The following is a 19354-nucleotide window of genomic DNA, read 5'->3' on the forward strand; positions in this document are numbered from 1 at the left end:
ATGAGTAAATGAATAAAGAAGATAATTTCGGCAGATTACTGGCTCTTTTGCTAATTACGCTTTGTATCTGCCTGGGACTATATTATCTGCCGGACAGAATGTTCGGTCAGAAGATAAAAAAGGTTGACTTACTTTCGGATTTACGGGTAAAAACGCAATCGCTGTCTATGGACTCGCTGCGTAAACAGCTCGAACAGCCGGATACACTGGAAATTGATTCGGTGGCTTTGCGCGATTCGATCATCCGTTCGACGGGGATTGACTCGGCGGCATTGGCTTTACGCGATTCCTTGTATAATGTGATGTATTCCGTTCAGGGAGCCGATTCGCTTGGTACGCATATCGAAGATTATTCGGTAGGGCATATCGGTTTGAAGCGTTTCTTTACGGCGTTGAAGAAACGGGATAAGTTGGGCCGGCCGGTACGTGTTGCCTTCCTGGGTGATTCGTTCATCGAAGGTGACATTGTCGTTGCCGATTTGCGTTCAGCCTTACAGAAAGAGTTTGGAGGACGTGGGGTTGGTTTTGTCCCTATTACTTCCGTTGCCGCTCAGTTCCGTCCGACGATCGAACAACGTTCGGAAGGTTGGCATACATGGTCGATGCTGACTGATCATGAACATGGTTATACACTTTCCGGTATGATGTTTGAACCTAAAAAAGAGGAAAAGGTCACCGTCTCTCTCAAAACAACTAACCGTTATCCTGAACTGGAAACAGCTTCATCGCTGAAATTCCTGTATGAACAGAATACGGGGACACGGATGAAATTGCACTATAACGGGGAACCGGATACGATCAATGAAATATTACCGCCAACGACAACAATCACTCAATATGTGCGTAAAGGAAACTTCACCGAAGCAACTTTCTCTTTTACCGAGACGGAAGGTTTCCGGGCTTTAGGTGTTGCTTTGGAAGATAATTCAGGAGTCGTGGTAGATAATTATTCGTTACGGGGTAATTCCGGTATGATCCTGAACCGCCTGGACAGTTCGCGTTGCCAAAGCCTGAACGAGGTACGGCAATACGATCTGATCATCCTACAATATGGACTGAACGTGGTGAGCGATAGTGTACTGCATTATGGCTGGTACGATAAACGTATGGTGGAAGCAGTCCGTCACGTACAGGCTTGTTTCCCGGAATCGGATGTTTTGTTGCTGGGAGTTTCCGACCGTAGTCATCAGGAAGACGGGGAGTTTGAAACGATGCCTGCCGTATTGGCTATGCTTCATACCCAGCGGCAGATCGCCCGTAAAGTCGGTATCCCGTTCTGGAATACTTTCGGTGCCATGGGAGGCGAGAACAGTATGGTCCGTTTCGTAGAGAACAATTGGGCAAGTAAAGATTATACCCACCTGAGTTTCAGGGGAGGACGTGAGATAGCCACAGCATTATTCAATGCATTATTATTAGAAAAGGAGTTTTATGATGAAGCAGACAAAGTGGTTAATTAATTTGTCGGTTTTGTTGGCGCTGATTGCAATCACCGTCGGGGCGAAAAATCTTTCGCCTTCCCGTGTTGCGTTGCAGGATGATACTGCTTTGCCTGATACACTGGCTGTTTCGGATACGGTTGCTTTGCCTTTTGCCTCTTATAAAATGGGAGCTGCTATCGATTCTGTTCTGTTGTCGGAGGCTGACAGTTGTGTGAGTGACTACGCTCCTTTACATAATTTTTTTGCGGCACTCGATTCTCTGCGTGCAGGGAAAGATACAGTCATCACGATTGTTCAGTTAGGCGATTCCCATATTCAGGCAGGTCATTACAGCGGGCGGACCATGCGTCTTTTGCAGCAGCAGTTCGGTAATGCCGGACGTGGCTGGATCGCTCCGTTCAAGTTAAGCAAGACGAATGAGCCGGATGATTATTTTATTTCCTCTGTTATCCGGGAATGGGTGGCCGGACGTTGTATCCAGCATAACAGGAAGTGTCCGATCGGACCGGGAGGAATTGGTATTCAATCCGTATCTCCGTCCATAAATTTGGATATAAGTATGGCGCCCAACAACGGAGCCGGTTATTCATTCAATCAGGCTGTCATCTATCGTGGTGAAAAGTCCATGCCGATGTTGCCTGCCGGAAAGATGAAGGATTCGATAGAAACGATTTTAAGCCAAACGGCTTGTGCTCCGGGTGTGATTACCGATACTTTCCGTATCTCCGGCCTGATCGATACGCTACAGTTACAAAGTACCCGTCGGAAACAAGGGACAGACAAACTGTTGCCTGCTTCTTCTTTCAAAAATCTTTATTATGGTTTTAATCTTACTAACGGCCAGCCGGGGATTCTTTATCATTCGGTAGGAGTAAACGGTGCTATGTACGTGAATTACACGGATGAAGATTATGTCCGCCAGCTAGCCTTGCTGAATCCGTCGTTGCTGATTATTTCTTTGGGAACGAATGAGACTTTCGGCAGACGTTTTAACCGGAGTGAGTTTGCCGGACAGATTGAAACTTTTATTTCTTTGGTAAAGAAACAGATGCCGCATACTGCGATCTTGCTTACTACGCCTCCGGAATGTTATAAACGGGTGTATGTGAATAAGAAACGTACGTATGTACGCAATGAAAATACAGAACGCGCCGCTAAGGCTATTGTCGATGTGGCCCGTCGTGAAGGTGTGGCCTGCTGGGATTTATTTGCTGCAACAGGAGGTAAGAGCTCGAGTGCTAAATGGCATAAAGCCGGATTGATGGGGAGAGACCGCGTTCATTTTACTAAAGAAGGCTATCAGGAGCAGGGAACTTTATTGTATCGTGCACTGATGCAAACCTATAACCGATATATAGCAGATAACAATGTTCGATAATATTGATTTGTCCAAACTGGGAGATGTGCTTACCTACCAGCACAATGCACCGATACTTTTTAGTAGCGGACTGTTTTTCTTTCTTTTCATCGGATTCCTGATCATATATATGTCACTCAGGAAGCATTTGCTGGCCCGTATTATATATGTGACACTATTTTCCCTTTATTTCTATTATAAGAGTAGCGGATTTTGGTTTTTCCTGTTGTTGTTTACGGCGACTTCCGACTTTTGTATTGCACAGGGAATATATCACACGGCGACCAAATGGAAACGTAAGCTGTTGGTCGTCCTTAGCTTATGTATAAATCTGGGATTGCTGGGTTATTTTAAATATTTTAATTTCCTGCTGGAGATCATCGCTTCTGTTACACGGGAGTTTGGTTATCAGTTTGGAAATACCTCCTTGCAAAGTGTGACTTATCAACCATTGGATATTTTCCTGCCTGTCGGTATTTCATTCTTTACATTCCAGACGATCAGTTATGTGATCGATGTGTACCGGGGAAAGATTACACCATTGACACGTTGGATCGATTATGTGTTTTATGTATCGTTTTTTCCTCAGCTGGTGGCAGGGCCGATTGTTCGTGCCCGCGATTTTATTCCTCAAATTTATAAGAATCCGACTGTTACCCGTTCTGAATTTGGGGAAGGTTTATTTCTGGTTCTGTGTGGCCTGTTTAAGAAAACGGTGATTTCCGATTATATCAGTTTGAACTTTGTAGATCGTGTTTTTGATGCACCGTTACTTTATACCGGGGTGGAAAATCTACTAAGTATTTACGGGTATGCTTTACAGATTTATTGTGACTTTTCCGGTTATTCGGATATGGCGATCGGTATCGCTTTATTATTGGGATTCCGTTTCAATATGAACTTCGACTCACCTTATCAATCGGCAACTATTACTGAATTTTGGCGTCGGTGGCATATTTCTCTTTCTTCCTGGTTGAAAGATTATTTGTATATTTCGTTGGGAGGGAACCGGAAAGGGAAAATCCGTACTTATATCAACCTGCTGATCACAATGCTACTAGGTGGCCTATGGCATGGTGCTTCCATGAGTTTTATCATCTGGGGAGCTATACATGGCGTGGCGTTGGCTATTCATAAGTTTATAATGGGGCGTTTCAGTAGTTTTAAACCGTTGGGATCGGAAATGAAACCCTGGCGCAGAGTGTTGGGGATTTTGATCACGTTCCATTTGGTATGTTTTGGTTGGATATTTTTCCGTGCCGACTCGCTGCAAACAGTAAAAGAGATGCTTACGCAAATCTGTACAAATTTCCATCCGGAAGTATTTACACAGTTTGTTACTGGTTATAAAGGCGTTTTTATATTGATGATAATTGGTTATGTATTACATTTTATGCCAAAATCGGCCGAGAATGCTTTGCAGGGTGTCGTTACCCGCTCTCCGTTATTGGTGCAGGCAGTCATCCTGGCGATTATGGTTTTCGTTGTGGTACAGTTCAAGAGTGCAGGTGTACAACCATTTATCTATTTCCAGTTCTGATGTAAACTAAATATTTCTATAATCATGAAAGCCACCCCGATTTTATATCTACTCCTGACTGTTTTTATCAGCGGAATATCAGGAGTAAAGGCGCAACAAAACAATTTACCGGAAGAGCAACTTCGCTTACGGCAGGAAGTCAGACCTTATCTGGATAGTCTGATCATTGAGGAACCCAAACCAAATGATAAGGATATTTCTCTGTTCCGTCTGGAATCTGTTTTTCCGGTCAATAAACTGACTCGTTTTGGAACGGATAAAGGAAAGCTTACGGCTTTTACACCCGATAATCCCAAACTGAAAGGGCTTATAACCGAGCCTATTCCTTTGCTAGGCGGTGCCAGGATCAGTCTGATTTATTCTTTTGCTGATGATTATAAAAATACGGTCTCTATCGCCTGGGAGTATCGGTTTGAAAGTGTCCGGAAGACTGGTGAATCGGGAGAAGAAATGGCTTGCCAGTCTCTTTATCTGCATGTATTGAATGGTCTGCGTTTCTCCAGAATAAAAGTGGGAATGATGGATGTCGTATTGTTGCCTCCGGATAATGACGGAAAGCAGATAAATAATGTACCTAAATTGGGTTACCGTTCCATGAGTTTCAGTCGTGCGAATGACGATCAATATATGCTTACTTATTTGTTAAAAACGAATGAAGGTGTCTATAGCCCGATCGACCGTTCCGAGGGTTCCGACCGCACTTTTCCTGAATATATCGGTGGATCGTCCGCACAATTTTGGTTTATCCGGCAGAACATGGAATATCCGGAAAAGGCCATCAGGGAAGAGGTGAGTGGAACTGTCCTTATTGCTTGTACGGTAGAGCCTGACGGTTCGGTTACCGATCCGCATGTTTTTCTTGGTTCGGAGCCGTTGCTGAATGATGAAGCGATCCGTTTGGTAGGTTTGACAAGCGGAAAATGGATACCGGCTACACGTAACGGAGAGAATATTGCTGATGAGAAAGTTATTCCTGTTACTTTCAATCTGAATGACGACGGAATAAAAGTGGTGCAAAATACGAAAAAAAGCAGTAAGAAGTTGCCGCTCAAAACGTACCTGTTCTTTTTAGCTATAATTATCGTATTGATTCTTTATTTGCGGAATAAGTTCCGGAAAAAAGATGCAAAGCCAGATCCGGCTTTACGTCCTAATATATCTGTCAGCAATGATAAAATAGTGATCGTTGCCGGACTGGAGGAAGCTGATGTGGAACAGCTGTTACGTGTATTTACCGACATATATAATAGCCGTCGATATGATGCGATCATTCGTATCCATCCGATGGGGAAACAAGTGTTTGCATTGACTTTCCCGTATGATATCAGCTGGGAGCTTTTTATTGAGTTGATGGATCATCTGGTTTATTTTGATGATAGTGAGCTTAAAGCGCAGATCAGAGCGTGGCTGACTTTACCGAAAGAATGCGAACCGGTTGCCGGTGAACATGCAATGTTATTCTTTAAAGAAGATGATAATGATTTTGAACCGATCTATGTCACAACCCAATATAATCGTTATTGGAAAATAGACTATGAAGCAGAAGCCTTGAAAGAGGCAGAAGGCGGTGAGGAATATGTTAAGCCTCCATTCGCTTACTACGAAATTGTACAAAAGAATTTTATAGAAATTGATTGATATAAAAAAGGGACTTACATAAAAGTCCCTTTTTGTTTATGCTTAGTTAACAGTTTCAATCCTCAAATGACGCAGATCCGAACCTGACACTTCCTGGAAAACCTGTAAATCGAATTCCGGTAAAACAGCCAGAATATGATCGAATACATCAGACTGAATGCCTTCGTAAGGAATCCAGACAGTTGTTGCTGCAAAGAAATATAACTCCATCGGTATTCCCTTTTCTGTCGGTTGCAATTGGCGTACCATACACGTCAGATCCTTGTTCACATCAGGGTTGCTTTTCAGATAATTTACCAGATAAGCACGGAAAACACCGAGATTGGTTTGACGGCGCCCGTTCACTTTGATGGAGCCGTCTATATTATGTTCTTTGTTATATCTTTCCAGTTCTTGTTGCTTAGTATCGATATATTCGGTCAGTAAGGATATTTTACGGAATTTATCAAGCATTTCCGGTGTACAGAAACGTACGCTGTTCATATCGATATTGATCGAACGTTTGACACGTCGCCCGCCTGATTCCTGCATGCCCCGCCAGTTTTGGAAAGAGTCGCTGACGAGCGCATAGGGTGGTATCATAGTGATCGTATTATCGAAATTACGTACTTTGATCGAATTCAGCGTTACTTCTATCACGGTTCCGTCGGCCCCGTATTTAGTCATTGTGATCCAGTCACCCGGACGGAGCATGTCATTGGCAGATAACTGGATACCGGCAACAAAACCAAGTATCGTATCTTTAAAAACCAACATCAGGATAGCAGCCGAAGCTCCCAATCCGGCAAATAGTGTAGCCGGTGATTTTCCAATCAGGATACTGATGATAATGATGAACCCGACAAAGAACACAAGCACCTGAATGATTTGTACAAACCCTTTCAACGGCTTATTCTTGAAGGCTTCTTTCCGGTTGTATATTTCGAGGAGCAGATTTAATGCCGCATTGATAAAACGCAATATGACAGCTACGATATAGATACTGCAAATCATTTGAAGGATGCCGAGTAATGTTGGCATTTCAGCCCTTGGAAGTGCCAGCGGGAGCATGATATAAACCAGAATGGCCGGAATCAGGTGCATCAGCTTGTTGATGATCTTCCGTTCCACGATCAGATCGTCCCACTGGTTTTTGGTTCTTTTGGCGAAGCGTTTGAATAATCCCAGAAAAATATACCGGCAGGTATAATCGATACCGACAGTTACTGCTATAACGAGAAGTAATACGATCAGGTTATCCCAGATATTAGCCGAGTCGCGTACTAAACCCCATTTAATCAAGTAACTGTTAATCCATTGTTGTAATTCACTCATACATGTTTCGTTTAGATATTTCCTATAAATACAATACAAAACTAATGAATAAAAGTTCAATATGAAAATGGTAATGTTGTTTTACTCCCTGTTTTTGCGATAGTTTTGCGGCGACATCCCGATGATGGTGGTGAACTGCCTATGAAAATTACTGCGGTCTGAAAAGCCCACCATTTCAGCGATACCCGATACTGATTTATCCGGATAAATCAGAAGAAGCCGACTGGCTTCTTCTATCCTGAGTCTACTACGCCAGTTGCGGAAATCGCATTCCTCATGCGTATTCAGGTAACGGGAGAAATAACTGCGGTTGGTGCCCAGCTCTTCCGCCACATCACTCAGGTTCTTGCCCGTTTCGAGATATTTCTTGTCTTCGATCCATTGTTGAAGCCTTTCTGTAAACTGCTTATTATTGAATGCTGCCACCACATTCGAAGGATTTTTCTCTGCCGTATCCATAACCACTTCCGGCATGATGCCGATGTCTTCCGTATCACCCATCTCCACCGATAGAGCAGGAGAGGGCAACGCTATACCACGCAGCACATAATAGAAAACCGGCACGTAATTACAGTACTTCACAGCAAAGTAGACATAAAACACCGTATATAAAGGTATAAAAAAATGATAGTAGAACGAACGCATAAAAGCCCCGACAAGCGCCAGGATGCCGATTGTCAATGCCATGTAGAAACACCGGTTGATCCAGTGGAGTCGTCTGTCCTCGTCTTCGGCGTAGAAGTCTGACAACCGGCGGATACCTTCCCCGTAAATCTGCCGGAATTTACGCACATACCAAACCAACTGCCCCACGTATCCCACCAGACACAGCCGGAATATCACGGTATGAACCATCCCCCCGAAACCGAACAAACTGATAAGCAATACGGCAGAAACCAACGTTATCACCCCGAAATGCACCCCCAGCAGGCGGCGGGTAATATAATCGGGACGTATCAGCGCAATCAGTGCAAAGGTGAAAAGAAACGCCTGAAACCCAGCGATCACCAGCGTAAAGGAACTGACCACCGCCCCTTCGGACGTCTCGTTCTGAAGGAATATTTCGAGGATGCCCAACGACGCCAGGCTCAGATAGGCAGCCGCCAGTACACGCCGTGAAAAGCAGTAGACCGTGAGGTCTTTTTCTCCCGGAACATTCAGCAACAGCTGAAAGCCGTAGGCCATGATTACAACCGACGAGAGAAGCGTTAACAACAAATAATGTGAAATCTGTAGAGGCATCTGTTTTATGTTTGCCGCAAAACTAATCAAAACCCATGGCATTCCTATCATTATTGTTGTCTAAACATCAAAATTCATGGTGTTTTACGTTTTGACAACTTGCCGTCGCGTCCGCTTCCCTATTTTTGATACGGTTATCACCCCAGCATTGAACGGTGGTACGTGAACAACGACAACAAGAACGATCATATGACAAACTTCATTCACTATTGGAAAATGCATTTTCGTCCCACCCCCTTCGGCAAAGAAGGCAAAACGGGTTACATTGCGCAAGTCCTGTCCGGCAAAAACACGCTGCGCAACGACGACATCGTTCGTGGCATCCTTTCCGACGGATGTGAGATCAAAGCAGAAACCATCAGCGACATTATCGCACGCTACGAACAACGTATCCGCCACGAACTGACGCTCGGCAACCGCGTGCTGACCGAAAACTGCCAGTTCACCCCCAGCATACAAGGCCTCTGGAATACGACCACCGAGCCCTTCGACCCCCAGACGCACACCTGCTCCGTTGCCCTCCGCCTCACGCCCCTCATGCGCAGAATGCTCCGGCAGATAGGCGTCGAGATCGTCGACAACCGTTACCGGACAGACTCCCTCAGCATCACCCGCATCACCGATGCCGCCACCGGACGCACCGACGGCTTCATCACTCGCGGCGACGACGTGGTGTTGGAAGGCGAAAAACTGAAAGTGACCACCGACGATGCCGACGCAGGCGTTTTCTTCCGCAACACTTCCACGCAGGCCGAATACCGCGTCAGCCGCCGCCTGACCCGCAACATGCCCTCCGAGGTCGTTGCCCGCGTCCCTGCCGACCTGCCTCCGGGAAGCTACACGGCGATTATCCGCACACGCTACACCGGGTCGGGAGGTGTAACTCTCAACGAATGCCGCGAGATTTGCAGCCTCGGAAATCTGAGAGCAGAAGAATAGCAACATTGCATCACCCGTTGCGATACCCTCGCAGCAGTTGATGCAAAGACGTCGCAACAACTGATGCAGATATCTCGCAGCAGCTGATGCAATACTTATAAAGAACATGAATCAAGAATAATAACAACCATATATAAAAGAATAATAACTAACATTTTAAAGCGTATGAAAGAAAAGACAACAACCCGCCTATACCGCTTACTTGGCGTAGGCCTCAGCATCCTGATGATGCTACTCATGCTCCTGCCCGCACGAACCGCGGCTCAGGAAGCCAGCGGAACCGGATGGTCGCTGGACGGCAAGGTTCTACACATTCTGGACAACGATGCGACCAGCCTGCAGGATAACCAGGCGATCCTGCCACAGGTGGAGACGGTATATATACAGGACAATGTAACCGTCATCGGAGCCAATACCTTCAAAGGTTGCGTCAACCTGACCGAGGTCCTATGGGACAAAATCGAAACCATCGGGGCGAATGCCTTCGAGGGTTGCATCAGCCTGGTAGAAGTGAGCCTTCCGGCCTCCTTGAAACAATTGGGCCAAAACGCGTTCATAGGCTGCAACAAACTTGAGAAAGTGGAGTTGTGGGAGGGGTTGGAAAGCATCGGGGCCGATGCCTTCGACGGTTGCGTCGAGCTGAAAAGACTAGCGCTCCCGGCAAGCGTAAAGAGCCTCAAGAGCGATAACGTCACCTATATCGAGGCCTTCAGGGGTTCCTCTATCAAAAGCCTCTCGGTGGCGCTCGATAATCCCTACTTCGCCGAGTATCAGAACGTCCTCTTCAACAAAGACAAGACCACCTTACTGTATTATCCGGAAAATGTGGTTATCTACGAAGGCCAGTATACCGTACCGGAAGGGGTGACGGAGATCCAGAACCAGGCCTTCTTCTCGAACCTCACTTTGGAGGAGGTGATCCTCCCGGCTCATGTCATCACGCTTGGCAGCAATATCTTCAGTTCTGCCCGGAAGCTGAAGAAGGCGACGATCCAGGGAGACGTATCCTCCATGGCTGGGATGTTCAGCGACTGCCCCCTGCTGGAGACCGTCGCGATCGAGAGCAAGACCCCGCCTGACGACTTCGCCGACGGGACCTTCAGTAACTGTCCCAAGCTGACAAGTATCGTCGTGGACGGGAGGAGCGTGGAGGCCTACAAGAGCAAACTCACCGACTCTGCCTTGAAAGCCTTGGTGACGGGCAGTTACACCTATTCCGACCTCGACTTGTCCGCGTTCCAGCCCGGCAGCAACCTCTTCCTCTCTTACACCGAGGCCGATGGATGGGTGTACGCCACCTCGGACTATCCGGGAACCACCACAACCCCTTTTACCGGAACCCTGACCGGCGTATTCAACGGGGCAAATATCCTGATCGACAAGACTCCGCAAGGCATCATTCTCCCGGTGCTTACCTTGTGGGAGGTAACCATCAACGCGATGTTTAACACATACTCCAACGCGAGCTTTACCCTGCTGGTATCCGGGGCGGTCGGATCGCGGATCGTGACAGAGAATCCGGACAAGAGCGCCGCCTTCTCTAGCAGCGGCACGCTGACCATCCGTGCCGAGCAACCCCTCACCATCGAAGGGTATAATTCGGGTCTGTTTAACAGCGGTGCCCTGACCCTCGACGGGGATATCACCGTCAAGGGTGGCTTCTGGAACATAACTCAGGGCACGATAACCCCGGGCCCGACGCCCAACGTCCGGTTCATGGCCGTCGGCACGGAGAAGTTCAACAACGAGGGAACGGCCCCCGAGCTGCTCACGCTGCTGTTTGATGTCGCTCCGGAGGCCGGCAAAACGGTGCGGGTCTACGAGGACGTAACGCCCGTCGTCTCCCTCGACTTCGCCGCCGACGGGACCAGCAAGGCGTATGCCCTCTTTGCCCCTCAGGGAAAGTTCTACCAGGCGTGGATGGATGAGACACGGCTACAGAACGCCGCGACCGACCTGTTTGAAGGCGGGAAGACGCACGACATCAACTCCATGTCCGACATCACCGTGACGATCACAACCCCGGACGAGGAGGTGACCATCTCCAGGCCCAATACCACGATCAAGGGGGATGGCCATACCGCCGCCGGTAACATCACTCTCGAAACCGCCGACGTATTCTTCGACAAAGTAGTGACCGATAAGCTCACCATCGGCAGCGGCGTCGACTTCACCCTGACCGAAGAGATCGCCAAAGAACTGACCGTTACCGGCATCTACGTGAACAACAACGGCACCTTCACTGACCAGACAGGTACTGTGACCAAGGTGGTAGATAACAGCGGTACACCGATCCTCAGTTATAACCCGCCCACGCCGACCGCCGAGATTCCGGCAAATGCCTCTGCGATCAATATTCAGATCGTCATTCCGGAAGGAAACGCTCCCGTCCTGACCCTGCAAAAGAAGGATGCCGCCGACGTTTGGCAGGACGTGCCGCAGTCGAAGGCAGCCGAGCTGGGATTGCGTTCGACTACCTCCACCGTCACCATTTCTGCCGCCGGTACTTACCGTGTAGGCATCACGGTGGGCACCACGACGCTTTTCACCAAGCCCATCACCGTCACTAAGGCCGCTGCCCCTGACCCCGAGCCTGATCCCGTCTACTACAACGTCAGCCTGCCTGCCGTAGAAGGCGCTACCCTCGACCCCTCGGCCGGTGATCATGCCGTAGAGGAGTGGAGCAGCTTCCGCTTCTACCTCACGCTCGATGCCGACTACAACCAGTCGCAACCCGTCGTCACCACCAGCCGGGGCGAGACCCTCGAACCGCGCAGCAGCGACGGAGCTTATATCGTGAAGTATGTTAGCACCGACCTCACGATCTCGATCAGTGGCATTGTGAAGAACGCTTCTCCTGTCGGCAACGAAGGGCTGCAGGCCGGTGTAACGGTTAGTGCCCGCGACGGCGTGATCCGGATCACCACCTCCGGCCCGGAAGACGTGCAGATCGTCCGCTTCAATGGCCAGCTGGTGAAAAGCCTCCGCGTTTCCTCCGGCAATGTTCAAATCCCTTTGTCTGAAGGAGCCTATATTGTAAAGGTAGGAGGGAAGACCTTTAAAGTGATCCTCTAAACAACCGAAATACAGTTAACCCGCCCTCCTGAGTGAGGGCGGCCACTGAAATTATTCATCTAAATAAACAGCAAACATTATGGCAGTTTATGAATTTTTCTGGAAGGTTTGGCTGCGGCTCAACCTCCTGACCAAAGACGTAGACAACGACTATACAGCCGAAGTGTCTACCATGAAAAACACCTTGCGCAACGAAGACATCGCCCGCCGTATCGTTGTGGAAGGCAGCGAAATCAAGTACGACACCATGCTGTCGATCATCAAGCAGCACGATCGCATCATCAGCGAAGCCGTGCAGCAGGGATACAGCGTACTGACGGACAACTGTCAGTTCACGCCCCGTGTCTCCGGTTCCTGGATCACTGCCAAAGACCAGTTCGACCCGGCCCGTCATAAAGTGACGCTCGACATCACCCTTTCGGCCAAAATGCGCGAAGCATTGGCGAAGGTAGGTCTCGAAATACTCGGCGTGAAAGACAGCGGTGCCTCTATCAACAAGGTGACCGACGGTGCAACAGGCTTTATCGACGGCACGATCACGGCAGGCGACGTGATCACCATCGAAGGTGACAAACTGCGTGTGGCAGGCGAAGGCGAAGCGATCGGTGTTTTCTTTGTCGACAGTACCGGAGCCAACCCGGTGAAGGTGGCTGACCGTATCCGTCGTAACGATCCGAAATGTGTCGAAGTGAAAGTTCCCGATTCGTTGACGAAAGGGGCTCAGTACACTCTGCGCATCGTCACCTCCTTCTCCTCCGGCACAACCTTGCTGAAGGAACCCCGCACCATCGAGTATGAAAAGTTGCTCACAGTGGATGGTGGTGGTGGCGACCGTCCGGAAATAGAATGATCTCCGGAGATCAATAATCACGAACAAGAGGTTTTCGCCGGGCGAGCGGAAGCCTCTTGTTGCGTTTTGGAAGGGGGAGACTATTCTGAATACTGATACACTTTCAGTTCGAACTGGGGAATCATGGCGAAGAAGTGGTCGAAAATATCCGACTGGATACGTTCGTACTCTTTCCATATTTTATTACGGGAGAAGAAGTAGATCTGAACCGGCACTCCGTATTCGGTTGCCTGCAGTTGGCTGATGATCAGGTCGAGGTCTGTGTTCACCACCGGCAAACTGGTCAGATAACGTTCCACATAGACACGAAATATTTGAGAATTGGTCGGTGTAACACCTTTGTCCGGCTGATAATCGGCAAGCAGGGGAATTTCTTTACGAAAAGTGTCCAGCATATCCGGTGTACAGAATTTGATCGTATTCAGATCGAGAAAGATAGACTTCATCACACGCCGCCCCCCGGATTCGACCATGCCCCGCCAGTTCTGGAAAGAGTTATTGACCAGCGTATAAGGGGGAATTGTGGAAATTGTGTTATCAAAGTTTTGTATCTTGACTGTATTTAGTGTAATTTCCTGTACAACACCGTTTGCATTCGAGCCCGGTACCGTTATCCAGTCGCCCGGCCGCAGCATATCGTTGGCTGAAAGCTGTATGCCTGCCACAAATCCTAATATCGTATCCTTAAATACCAACATCAGGATAGCAGCCGAAGCACCCAGTCCGGCAAACAAGGTTGCCGGTGATTTTCCGACCAGAATAGCAATAATAACAATCCCGCCTATAAAGAATGCCAACACCTGGAAGACTTGTATAAAACCTTTGATCGACCGGTTCTTATTTACTTCCTTGTGGTTGTATATATCCATTATCACAAGGATAAATCCGTTGATCGCCAATAGTAATACAAATACAATATAGACGGCACACACTTTTTGTGAAAGCAGCAATAGTTCTTTTCCCCGTATGAAAGCCATCGGAAGTAATGCATACACCAGAATGCCGGGAATGGCATGTACCAGATTATGTATTACTCTTCGCTTGATCAGTAATGTATCCCAGAAGTAATGGCTTTTTTCAGACAATTTCCGTACACTACCCACAAAAATGAACTGACATAGATAATCGATACCGACTGCTAAAACAATCAGTAATGCAGCAATGATAATCTCATCGAAAGTGTTTGCAATTTTTGGATCGACTCCCCATCCAATGAGGATCTTGTTCATCCAACTACCTAAGTTCACCATATTATTTATATCTATTTCTCTATAAAGATAACATTTATAATTTGAAATGTGCCTGTAGAATCTACTTTCACATTAATCACATACACCTTAACAACAAAAATTAATTCATAAAATGAGATCTTATTTCGTGAAAAAACATTATTTGATATAGTCGAAGTGTTAAATAATAACCATGGAGACTATTGGATTCTGTAAGATTTTTAGATATAATCGATTATATATTTTAGTTAATATGTGTATAATGTATGATTGTTGTTTTAGATAGCTGTGTATTTATATATATGATTGAATATTAGTGTGTTAATAAAGCGAAATGACTAGAAAAAACGTTCCTTTTTTTTAGTCACTGCAAAGTTATAATAAAAGTTAGAACAAACAATAGCGTATTTTCTATATCCCTTATAATTCATACAGTATAAGAAATGCATTTTTTTGTCTCGTAACAAATAAAATGACGTAAAAAAAGGAACGATTAATCTAGTCATTTTTATAGGAACATTGGAAAATTATTATTTAACAATATAAATCTCCAAATTACTATGATTTTTAATGACTATTTTGAAATTTAGTAGTATATATATTACAGTAAGTTGCTCTGTGACTGACGTACTTTGTTATATGCAATAACGAAATTTTATAACTTTAAAACTATTGATTATTAATCGTTTTTTATCCATTAAAATTGATCCTATGACGTTTATTTCACTGTTTCGTTATTTCTCCAAATTAAGGTATTTTAATCAATGGATAATTTTCTTGATTGATTTGTTCCTTTCCGGCTGCTCTACTTTGATTTCTTTGGGGCTTCTCTCTTATGTTTTAGCTTTTAACTATTCGATACACATATTTGCCATAGCACTGTTTTCTTCTACATTATGCAGTGCCGTTAGCTTTGTTTGTTTTAAGAGTTACAAAGGTGTTATTCGCCATTCTGCCTTCACCGAGGTTGGGCGCATCCTTCTGGTCACTTTCCTGAAGATATTGCTGTTGATACCGGTTATTGCTTATCTGGCAACCGAACTGACTTTCCGTAATATCTTATTAGGAACTCTGATCGATCTGTTCTTAACTTTCTTCCTGCTGACCCTTTTCCGGGTGACACTGATTACACTGTATCATTTGGTCCTGAATATATCCAATCGCGACAAGCTTCTGATTTACGGAAGTGAAAATCGAACAACAGCCCTGTTCGGAGCCTCCTTGAATGATAAGCTGATGTACCAGGTTGAAGGATATCTTCGTTTCGGCAAGAAATCCTCATTACGTATAGGCGGATATAAAGTCTATTCCGTTAGAGATCAGATCGAATTTAACAGTTTGGTTAACAGGAAAAATATCAAAGCCATTCTTTTCACAGACTTCCAGGCCATCAAAGCCGAAAGCGAACGCCTAATCCGTTACTGTGAAAAGAAGAAAGTCCGTATGCTGATGCTTCCGACTATTGACGAACTCAGAGAAGGAAGCAAAACATTGCATAACCTCCTTGCCGTACGTATCGAAGATCTATTGGGGCGTGATGAAATCCATATAAATATGGAGGAAATCGCAAACTCCCTTCAAGGAAAAGTTGTTTTGGTAACCGGAGCAGCCGGTTCGATTGGTAGTGAACTATGCCGTCAGCTATGTCATTTCGGTTTAAAGCAACTGGTTTTATTCGACAGTGCGGAAACACCGATGCACAACATACGTCTGGAGCTGGAAGAAAAATTCCCCGAAGTCCAGTTCGTGCCTGTTATGGGAGATATTCGTATGATCGATCGTGTCGAGAGTGTATTCAGCCGCTTTCATCCCCAGCTGGTCTTCCATGCCGCCGCTTACAAACATGTACCTCTGATGGAGGAAAACCCCTGTGAAGCCATTCACACGAACGTCTATGGTACTCACAACGTAGCTGATATGGCAGTAAAATATGAGGTAGACAAATTCATCATGATCTCTACTGACAAAGCCGTAAATCCAACGAATGTAATGGGGGCATCCAAGCGCCTGGCCGAGATCTATGTTCAAAGTCTAAGTACTGCGATCAGTAGAGGACTGCATCCCGGAAAGACTCGTTTTATCACGACTCGTTTTGGAAATGTCCTGGGAAGTAATGGCTCGGTTATTCCCCGTTTCCGGGAACAATTGGCAAAAGGAGGTCCGCTGACAGTAACTCACCCCGATATTATCCGTTACTTCATGACTATCCCGGAAGCCTGTCGCCTGGTGTTGGAGGCCGCTTTTATGGGAAAGGGAAATGAGATATTCGTATTCGACATGGGAACACCTGTAAAGATAGCCGATTTGGCACGCCGTATGATTGAACTGGCAGGTCTTGTTCCTGATAAAGATATAGAAATCCAGTACACAGGTCTTCGTCCGGGCGAGAAACTCTATGAAGAACTTCTGGCTATAAAGGAGAATACGCTGCCGACATCGAATGAAAAGATTTATCGTGCCCAGGTTCGCGAATACGATTTCAATGAAATCAATAATTTAATGGAACCATTGGTTCACCTGGCTCTCTGTGTTGATAAAATCGGGACGGTGAAGATGATGAAAGAGATTGTTCCGGAGTTTAAGAGTAAGAATTCGGAATATGAAGTGTTGGATAAGCAACAATAAAGAGTATCCATTCTCTGTTTTATCGGAGGACGTTATGTTGAAGGATTTTGTATCTGGCTATCTCTTCTGACTTTGGCCATTTGGTCGATACTGGCAGCCAATTTATTGATGGGAGTCATACAATTGTTCACAAAAGATAAATGGAGATGTTCTATTTCTCTCTTTGCCATTCTGCTCCACATAGATTATCTGTTGGCAGTTTATCAGCCGCCCTTTTAGAATCAGCAAGAAGGGGTGGACTCGGAAGGAATCTCTTTGACTGTTGTTACTTACAATACCAGTCATTTTCATTGGGCAAGAAGTACACGATATTACATCAATGTAGATAAGCTTATAGAAAGCTAAATAATAAATTTACATGTATTATATCGATATGAGATGTGCTATCAAAAGAAAAATTGATGATAGTGATATTAAGGCATCTGGTAAAACGGCAAGATCGAAGTCACTGTAGAATAATGACAATAATAGAGATATTTTTAAAATGTCAGATATTTCATTAAATAACAAACGAATAGCAAAGAATACTTTGTTACTTTATGTAAGAATGTTAGTAATGTTATTTATTAGCCTTTTTACATCTAGGATAGTTCTCCAATCTCTTGGGGTGGATAATTATGGAATTTATAATGTGGTTGGTGGCTTAGTATCAATGTTTTCGATTCTGTCTAGTGCATTAAATGCTGCGATAGTCAGATTTATTTCTATTGAATTGGGAAAGAAAGATAGTAATAAATTAAATTTGGTTTTTTGTACATCTGTATCTACCCAAATACTGTTGATTGTAATTGTTGTTGTTTTACTGGAGACCGTTGGTCTATGGTTTCTTAATTATAAATTAGTAATACCGGTAGATAGGATTGTTGCTGCTAATTGGGTTTTTCAGTTTTCAGTATTAACATTTGTACTTAACATGTGGAGCATTCCCTATAATGCCGAGATTATTGCTCATGAAAAAATGAATGTTTTTGCTTATGTCAGTATTTTGGAATCTGTTGCAAAATTAATGGTTGCAGTTGTAATTCTTTTTTATTCTAAAGATAAACTTATATTTTATGCTTTATTGTTGTGTATAGTCAGTATAGGAGTGAGATTAACATATGGTATATATTGTTCAAGAATGTTTGAAGAGTGTAGATTCCGTTTTTTTACTGATAGAGGTCTTTTGAAGGAAATGTTTGGCTTTGCAGGATGGAACTTTATTGGAGCTTCCTCAACAATCATTAGAGAACAAGGTTGTAATATGTTATTGAATATGTTTTTTGGTCCTGCGGTTAATACCGCAAAAGGATTGGCTTTTACTGTTAATTCTGCTGTAATGGGGTTTGTAGGAAACTTTATGATTGCGATAAATCCTCAGATTTATAAAAGTTATTCGATTGGAGAACATAAATACACTATGCAACTTGTATTTCAGAGTACTCGACTATCTTACTATATAATTCTACTTTTGGGTCTTCCTATTATTGTAACTGCACCTTATTTGTTGCAACTTTGGTTAGGAGTTGTTCCTGAACATACTGTGGCCTTTGTAAGATTAGTTATAATCTTTTCTATGAGCGAAAGTCTTGCCGGTTCATTACTTACGTTAACCTATGCTATAGGGAGAATCCAAACGTATCAGATTGTTATTGGATTATTACAGATTCTAAATATCCCTATTGTATATTTGATGTTAGATTCTTCATATCCACCTGAGTCTGTTTATATTGTTGCAATTACTATTTCTATTGTAAGTGAAATAGCGCGACTTATCATTCTCAGAAAAGAAGCAAACTTAAACGTTATATTTTTCTTGAAAGAAGTTTATTTTAATGTATTTATTGTAACTATATTTGCAAGTGTTGGTATTTTGTTGTTGACAAAACAATTCGAATGTAATTCGTTTGTCAATTTCTCTTATATGATTGTTGTCTGTTTGATTGTTTCAATTTTATCAATTTATATATTTGGTTTAACTATGTATGATAGAAGGCTTGTTATTGGCCATCTAAAAAACTTTTTTAGAAGGTTATTTAGATGATAATGTATGTTTTTCAATTGAAAAATAGTATTTGTATTATATCTATGTTGTTTGTGAGAGATGTTTTATGGTGAGAAAAG

13 protein-coding genes are annotated in these 19354 nt (G+C 44.7%); 9 read left to right on the forward strand and 4 right to left on the reverse strand.

What is annotated here, in order from left to right; all coding sequences use genetic code 11:
* The first annotated feature begins 8 nt into the window (after nt 1-8).
* The 4 genes from DWX23_RS00380 to DWX23_RS00395 are packed head-to-tail and all read left to right on the forward strand — an operon-like array spanning nt 9 to nt 5977.
* Entirely contained in the window at nt 9-1460 is a 1452-nt protein-coding gene (locus DWX23_RS00380) for a hypothetical protein (protein ID WP_122372988.1), read from the forward strand.
* Entirely contained in the window at nt 1435-2820 is a 1386-nt protein-coding gene (locus tag DWX23_RS00385) for a GDSL-type esterase/lipase family protein (RefSeq protein WP_122373458.1), read from the forward strand. The genes DWX23_RS00380 and DWX23_RS00385 overlap by 26 nt, the downstream gene beginning before the upstream one ends.
* Nucleotides 2810-4339, forward strand: a complete 1530-nt coding sequence (locus DWX23_RS00390; protein ID WP_122372989.1) for an MBOAT family protein — start codon at nt 2810-2812, stop codon at nt 4337-4339. Before DWX23_RS00385 ends, DWX23_RS00390 begins: the two co-directional genes overlap by 11 nt.
* Before the next feature lie 24 nt (nt 4340-4363).
* Complete coding sequence (locus DWX23_RS00395) at nt 4364-5977, forward strand: energy transducer TonB (RefSeq protein WP_122372990.1); 1614 nt, start codon at nt 4364-4366, stop codon at nt 5975-5977.
* A gap of 42 nt (nt 5978-6019) precedes the next feature.
* Here the strand turns inward: DWX23_RS00395 and DWX23_RS00400 are convergent, their stop codons facing one another.
* Both DWX23_RS00400 and DWX23_RS00405 read right to left on the reverse strand, forming a co-directional pair.
* The gene (locus DWX23_RS00400) at nt 6020-7291 is read right to left on the reverse strand and encodes a mechanosensitive ion channel family protein (RefSeq protein ID WP_122372991.1); all 1272 of its coding nucleotides are present in this window, start codon (nt 7289-7291) and stop codon (nt 6020-6022) included.
* A gap of 81 nt (nt 7292-7372) precedes the next feature.
* Nucleotides 7373-8533 carry an AraC family transcriptional regulator gene (locus DWX23_RS00405; RefSeq protein WP_158607029.1) on the reverse strand — a complete coding sequence of 387 codons (1161 nt, stop codon included), beginning with the start codon at nt 8531-8533 and terminating at the stop codon, nt 7373-7375.
* 162 nt (nt 8534-8695) lie between these two features.
* Here DWX23_RS00405 and DWX23_RS00410 point away from each other — a divergent pair, with 162 nt between their 5' ends.
* The 3 genes from DWX23_RS00410 to DWX23_RS00420 all read left to right on the forward strand — a co-directional run bounded on the left by DWX23_RS00410 (nt 8696) and on the right by DWX23_RS00420 (nt 13397).
* Nucleotides 8696-9472: a DUF4469 domain-containing protein gene (locus DWX23_RS00410; RefSeq protein WP_147382505.1), complete on the forward strand. Its 777-nt coding sequence runs from the start codon at nt 8696-8698 to the stop codon at nt 9470-9472.
* A gap of 165 nt (nt 9473-9637) precedes the next feature.
* The gene (locus DWX23_RS00415; RefSeq protein WP_122372993.1) at nt 9638-12547 is read left to right on the forward strand and encodes a leucine-rich repeat protein; all 2910 of its coding nucleotides are present in this window, start codon (nt 9638-9640) and stop codon (nt 12545-12547) included.
* Nucleotides 12548-12626: 79 nt separating this feature from the next.
* A complete protein-coding gene (locus tag DWX23_RS00420) occupies nt 12627-13397 on the forward strand; it encodes a DNA-binding domain-containing protein (protein ID WP_122372994.1) in 771 nt (256 codons plus the stop codon).
* A gap of 80 nt (nt 13398-13477) precedes the next feature.
* On the opposite strand, the gene DWX23_RS00425 is transcribed toward DWX23_RS00420, so the two are convergent.
* A complete protein-coding gene (locus DWX23_RS00425) occupies nt 13478-14647 on the reverse strand; it encodes a mechanosensitive ion channel family protein (RefSeq protein ID WP_122372995.1) in 1170 nt (389 codons plus the stop codon).
* A gap of 690 nt (nt 14648-15337) precedes the next feature.
* Between DWX23_RS00425 and DWX23_RS00430 the strand changes: the two genes are divergently transcribed.
* Nucleotides 15338-17251: a UDP-N-acetylglucosamine 4,6-dehydratase family protein gene (locus DWX23_RS00430; RefSeq protein WP_122372996.1), complete on the forward strand. Its 1914-nt coding sequence runs from the start codon at nt 15338-15340 to the stop codon at nt 17249-17251.
* Between the two features lie 32 nt (nt 17252-17283).
* Here DWX23_RS00430 and DWX23_RS24815 read toward each other — a convergent pair whose 3' ends face one another.
* Nucleotides 17284-17421, reverse strand: a complete 138-nt coding sequence (locus DWX23_RS24815) for a hypothetical protein (RefSeq protein ID WP_158607030.1) — start codon at nt 17419-17421, stop codon at nt 17284-17286.
* 314 nt (nt 17422-17735) lie between these two features.
* Here DWX23_RS24815 and DWX23_RS00435 point away from each other — a divergent pair, with 314 nt between their 5' ends.
* The gene (locus tag DWX23_RS00435) at nt 17736-19274 is read left to right on the forward strand and encodes a lipopolysaccharide biosynthesis protein (protein WP_122372997.1); all 1539 of its coding nucleotides are present in this window, start codon (nt 17736-17738) and stop codon (nt 19272-19274) included.
* Nucleotides 19275-19354 lie beyond the last annotated feature (80 nt).

The sequence above is a fragment of the Parabacteroides sp. AF18-52 genome (assembly GCF_003479145.1).
In the GTDB taxonomy this organism is placed as follows: Bacteria; Bacteroidota; Bacteroidia; order Bacteroidales; family Tannerellaceae; genus Parabacteroides; species Parabacteroides faecis.

Bases quoted from the DNA above. Each gene is read 5' to 3' on its own strand.
- DWX23_RS00380 (WP_122372988.1), top strand. From the start codon at position 9: ATGAATAAAGAAGATAATTTCGGCAGATTACTGGCTCTTTTGCTAATT.
- DWX23_RS00385 (WP_122373458.1), top strand. From the start codon at position 1,435: ATGAAGCAGACAAAGTGGTTAATTAATTTGTCGGTTTTGTTGGCGCTG.
- DWX23_RS00390 (WP_122372989.1), top strand. From the start codon at position 2,810: ATGTTCGATAATATTGATTTGTCCAAACTGGGAGATGTGCTTACCTAC.
- DWX23_RS00395 (WP_122372990.1), top strand. From the start codon at position 4,364: ATGAAAGCCACCCCGATTTTATATCTACTCCTGACTGTTTTTATCAGC.
- DWX23_RS00400 (WP_122372991.1), bottom strand. From the start codon at position 7,291: ATGAGTGAATTACAACAATGGATTAACAGTTACTTGATTAAATGGGGT.
- DWX23_RS00405 (WP_158607029.1), bottom strand. From the start codon at position 8,533: ATGCCTCTACAGATTTCACATTATTTGTTGTTAACGCTTCTCTCGTCG.
- DWX23_RS00415 (WP_122372993.1), top strand. From the start codon at position 9,638: ATGAAAGAAAAGACAACAACCCGCCTATACCGCTTACTTGGCGTAGGC.
- DWX23_RS00420 (WP_122372994.1), top strand. From the start codon at position 12,627: ATGGCAGTTTATGAATTTTTCTGGAAGGTTTGGCTGCGGCTCAACCTC.
- DWX23_RS00425 (WP_122372995.1), bottom strand. From the start codon at position 14,647: ATGGTGAACTTAGGTAGTTGGATGAACAAGATCCTCATTGGATGGGGA.
- DWX23_RS00430 (WP_122372996.1), top strand. From the start codon at position 15,338: ATGACGTTTATTTCACTGTTTCGTTATTTCTCCAAATTAAGGTATTTT.
- DWX23_RS24815 (WP_158607030.1), bottom strand. From the start codon at position 17,421: ATGGCAAAGAGAGAAATAGAACATCTCCATTTATCTTTTGTGAACAAT.
- DWX23_RS00435 (WP_122372997.1), top strand. From the start codon at position 17,736: ATGTCAGATATTTCATTAAATAACAAACGAATAGCAAAGAATACTTTG.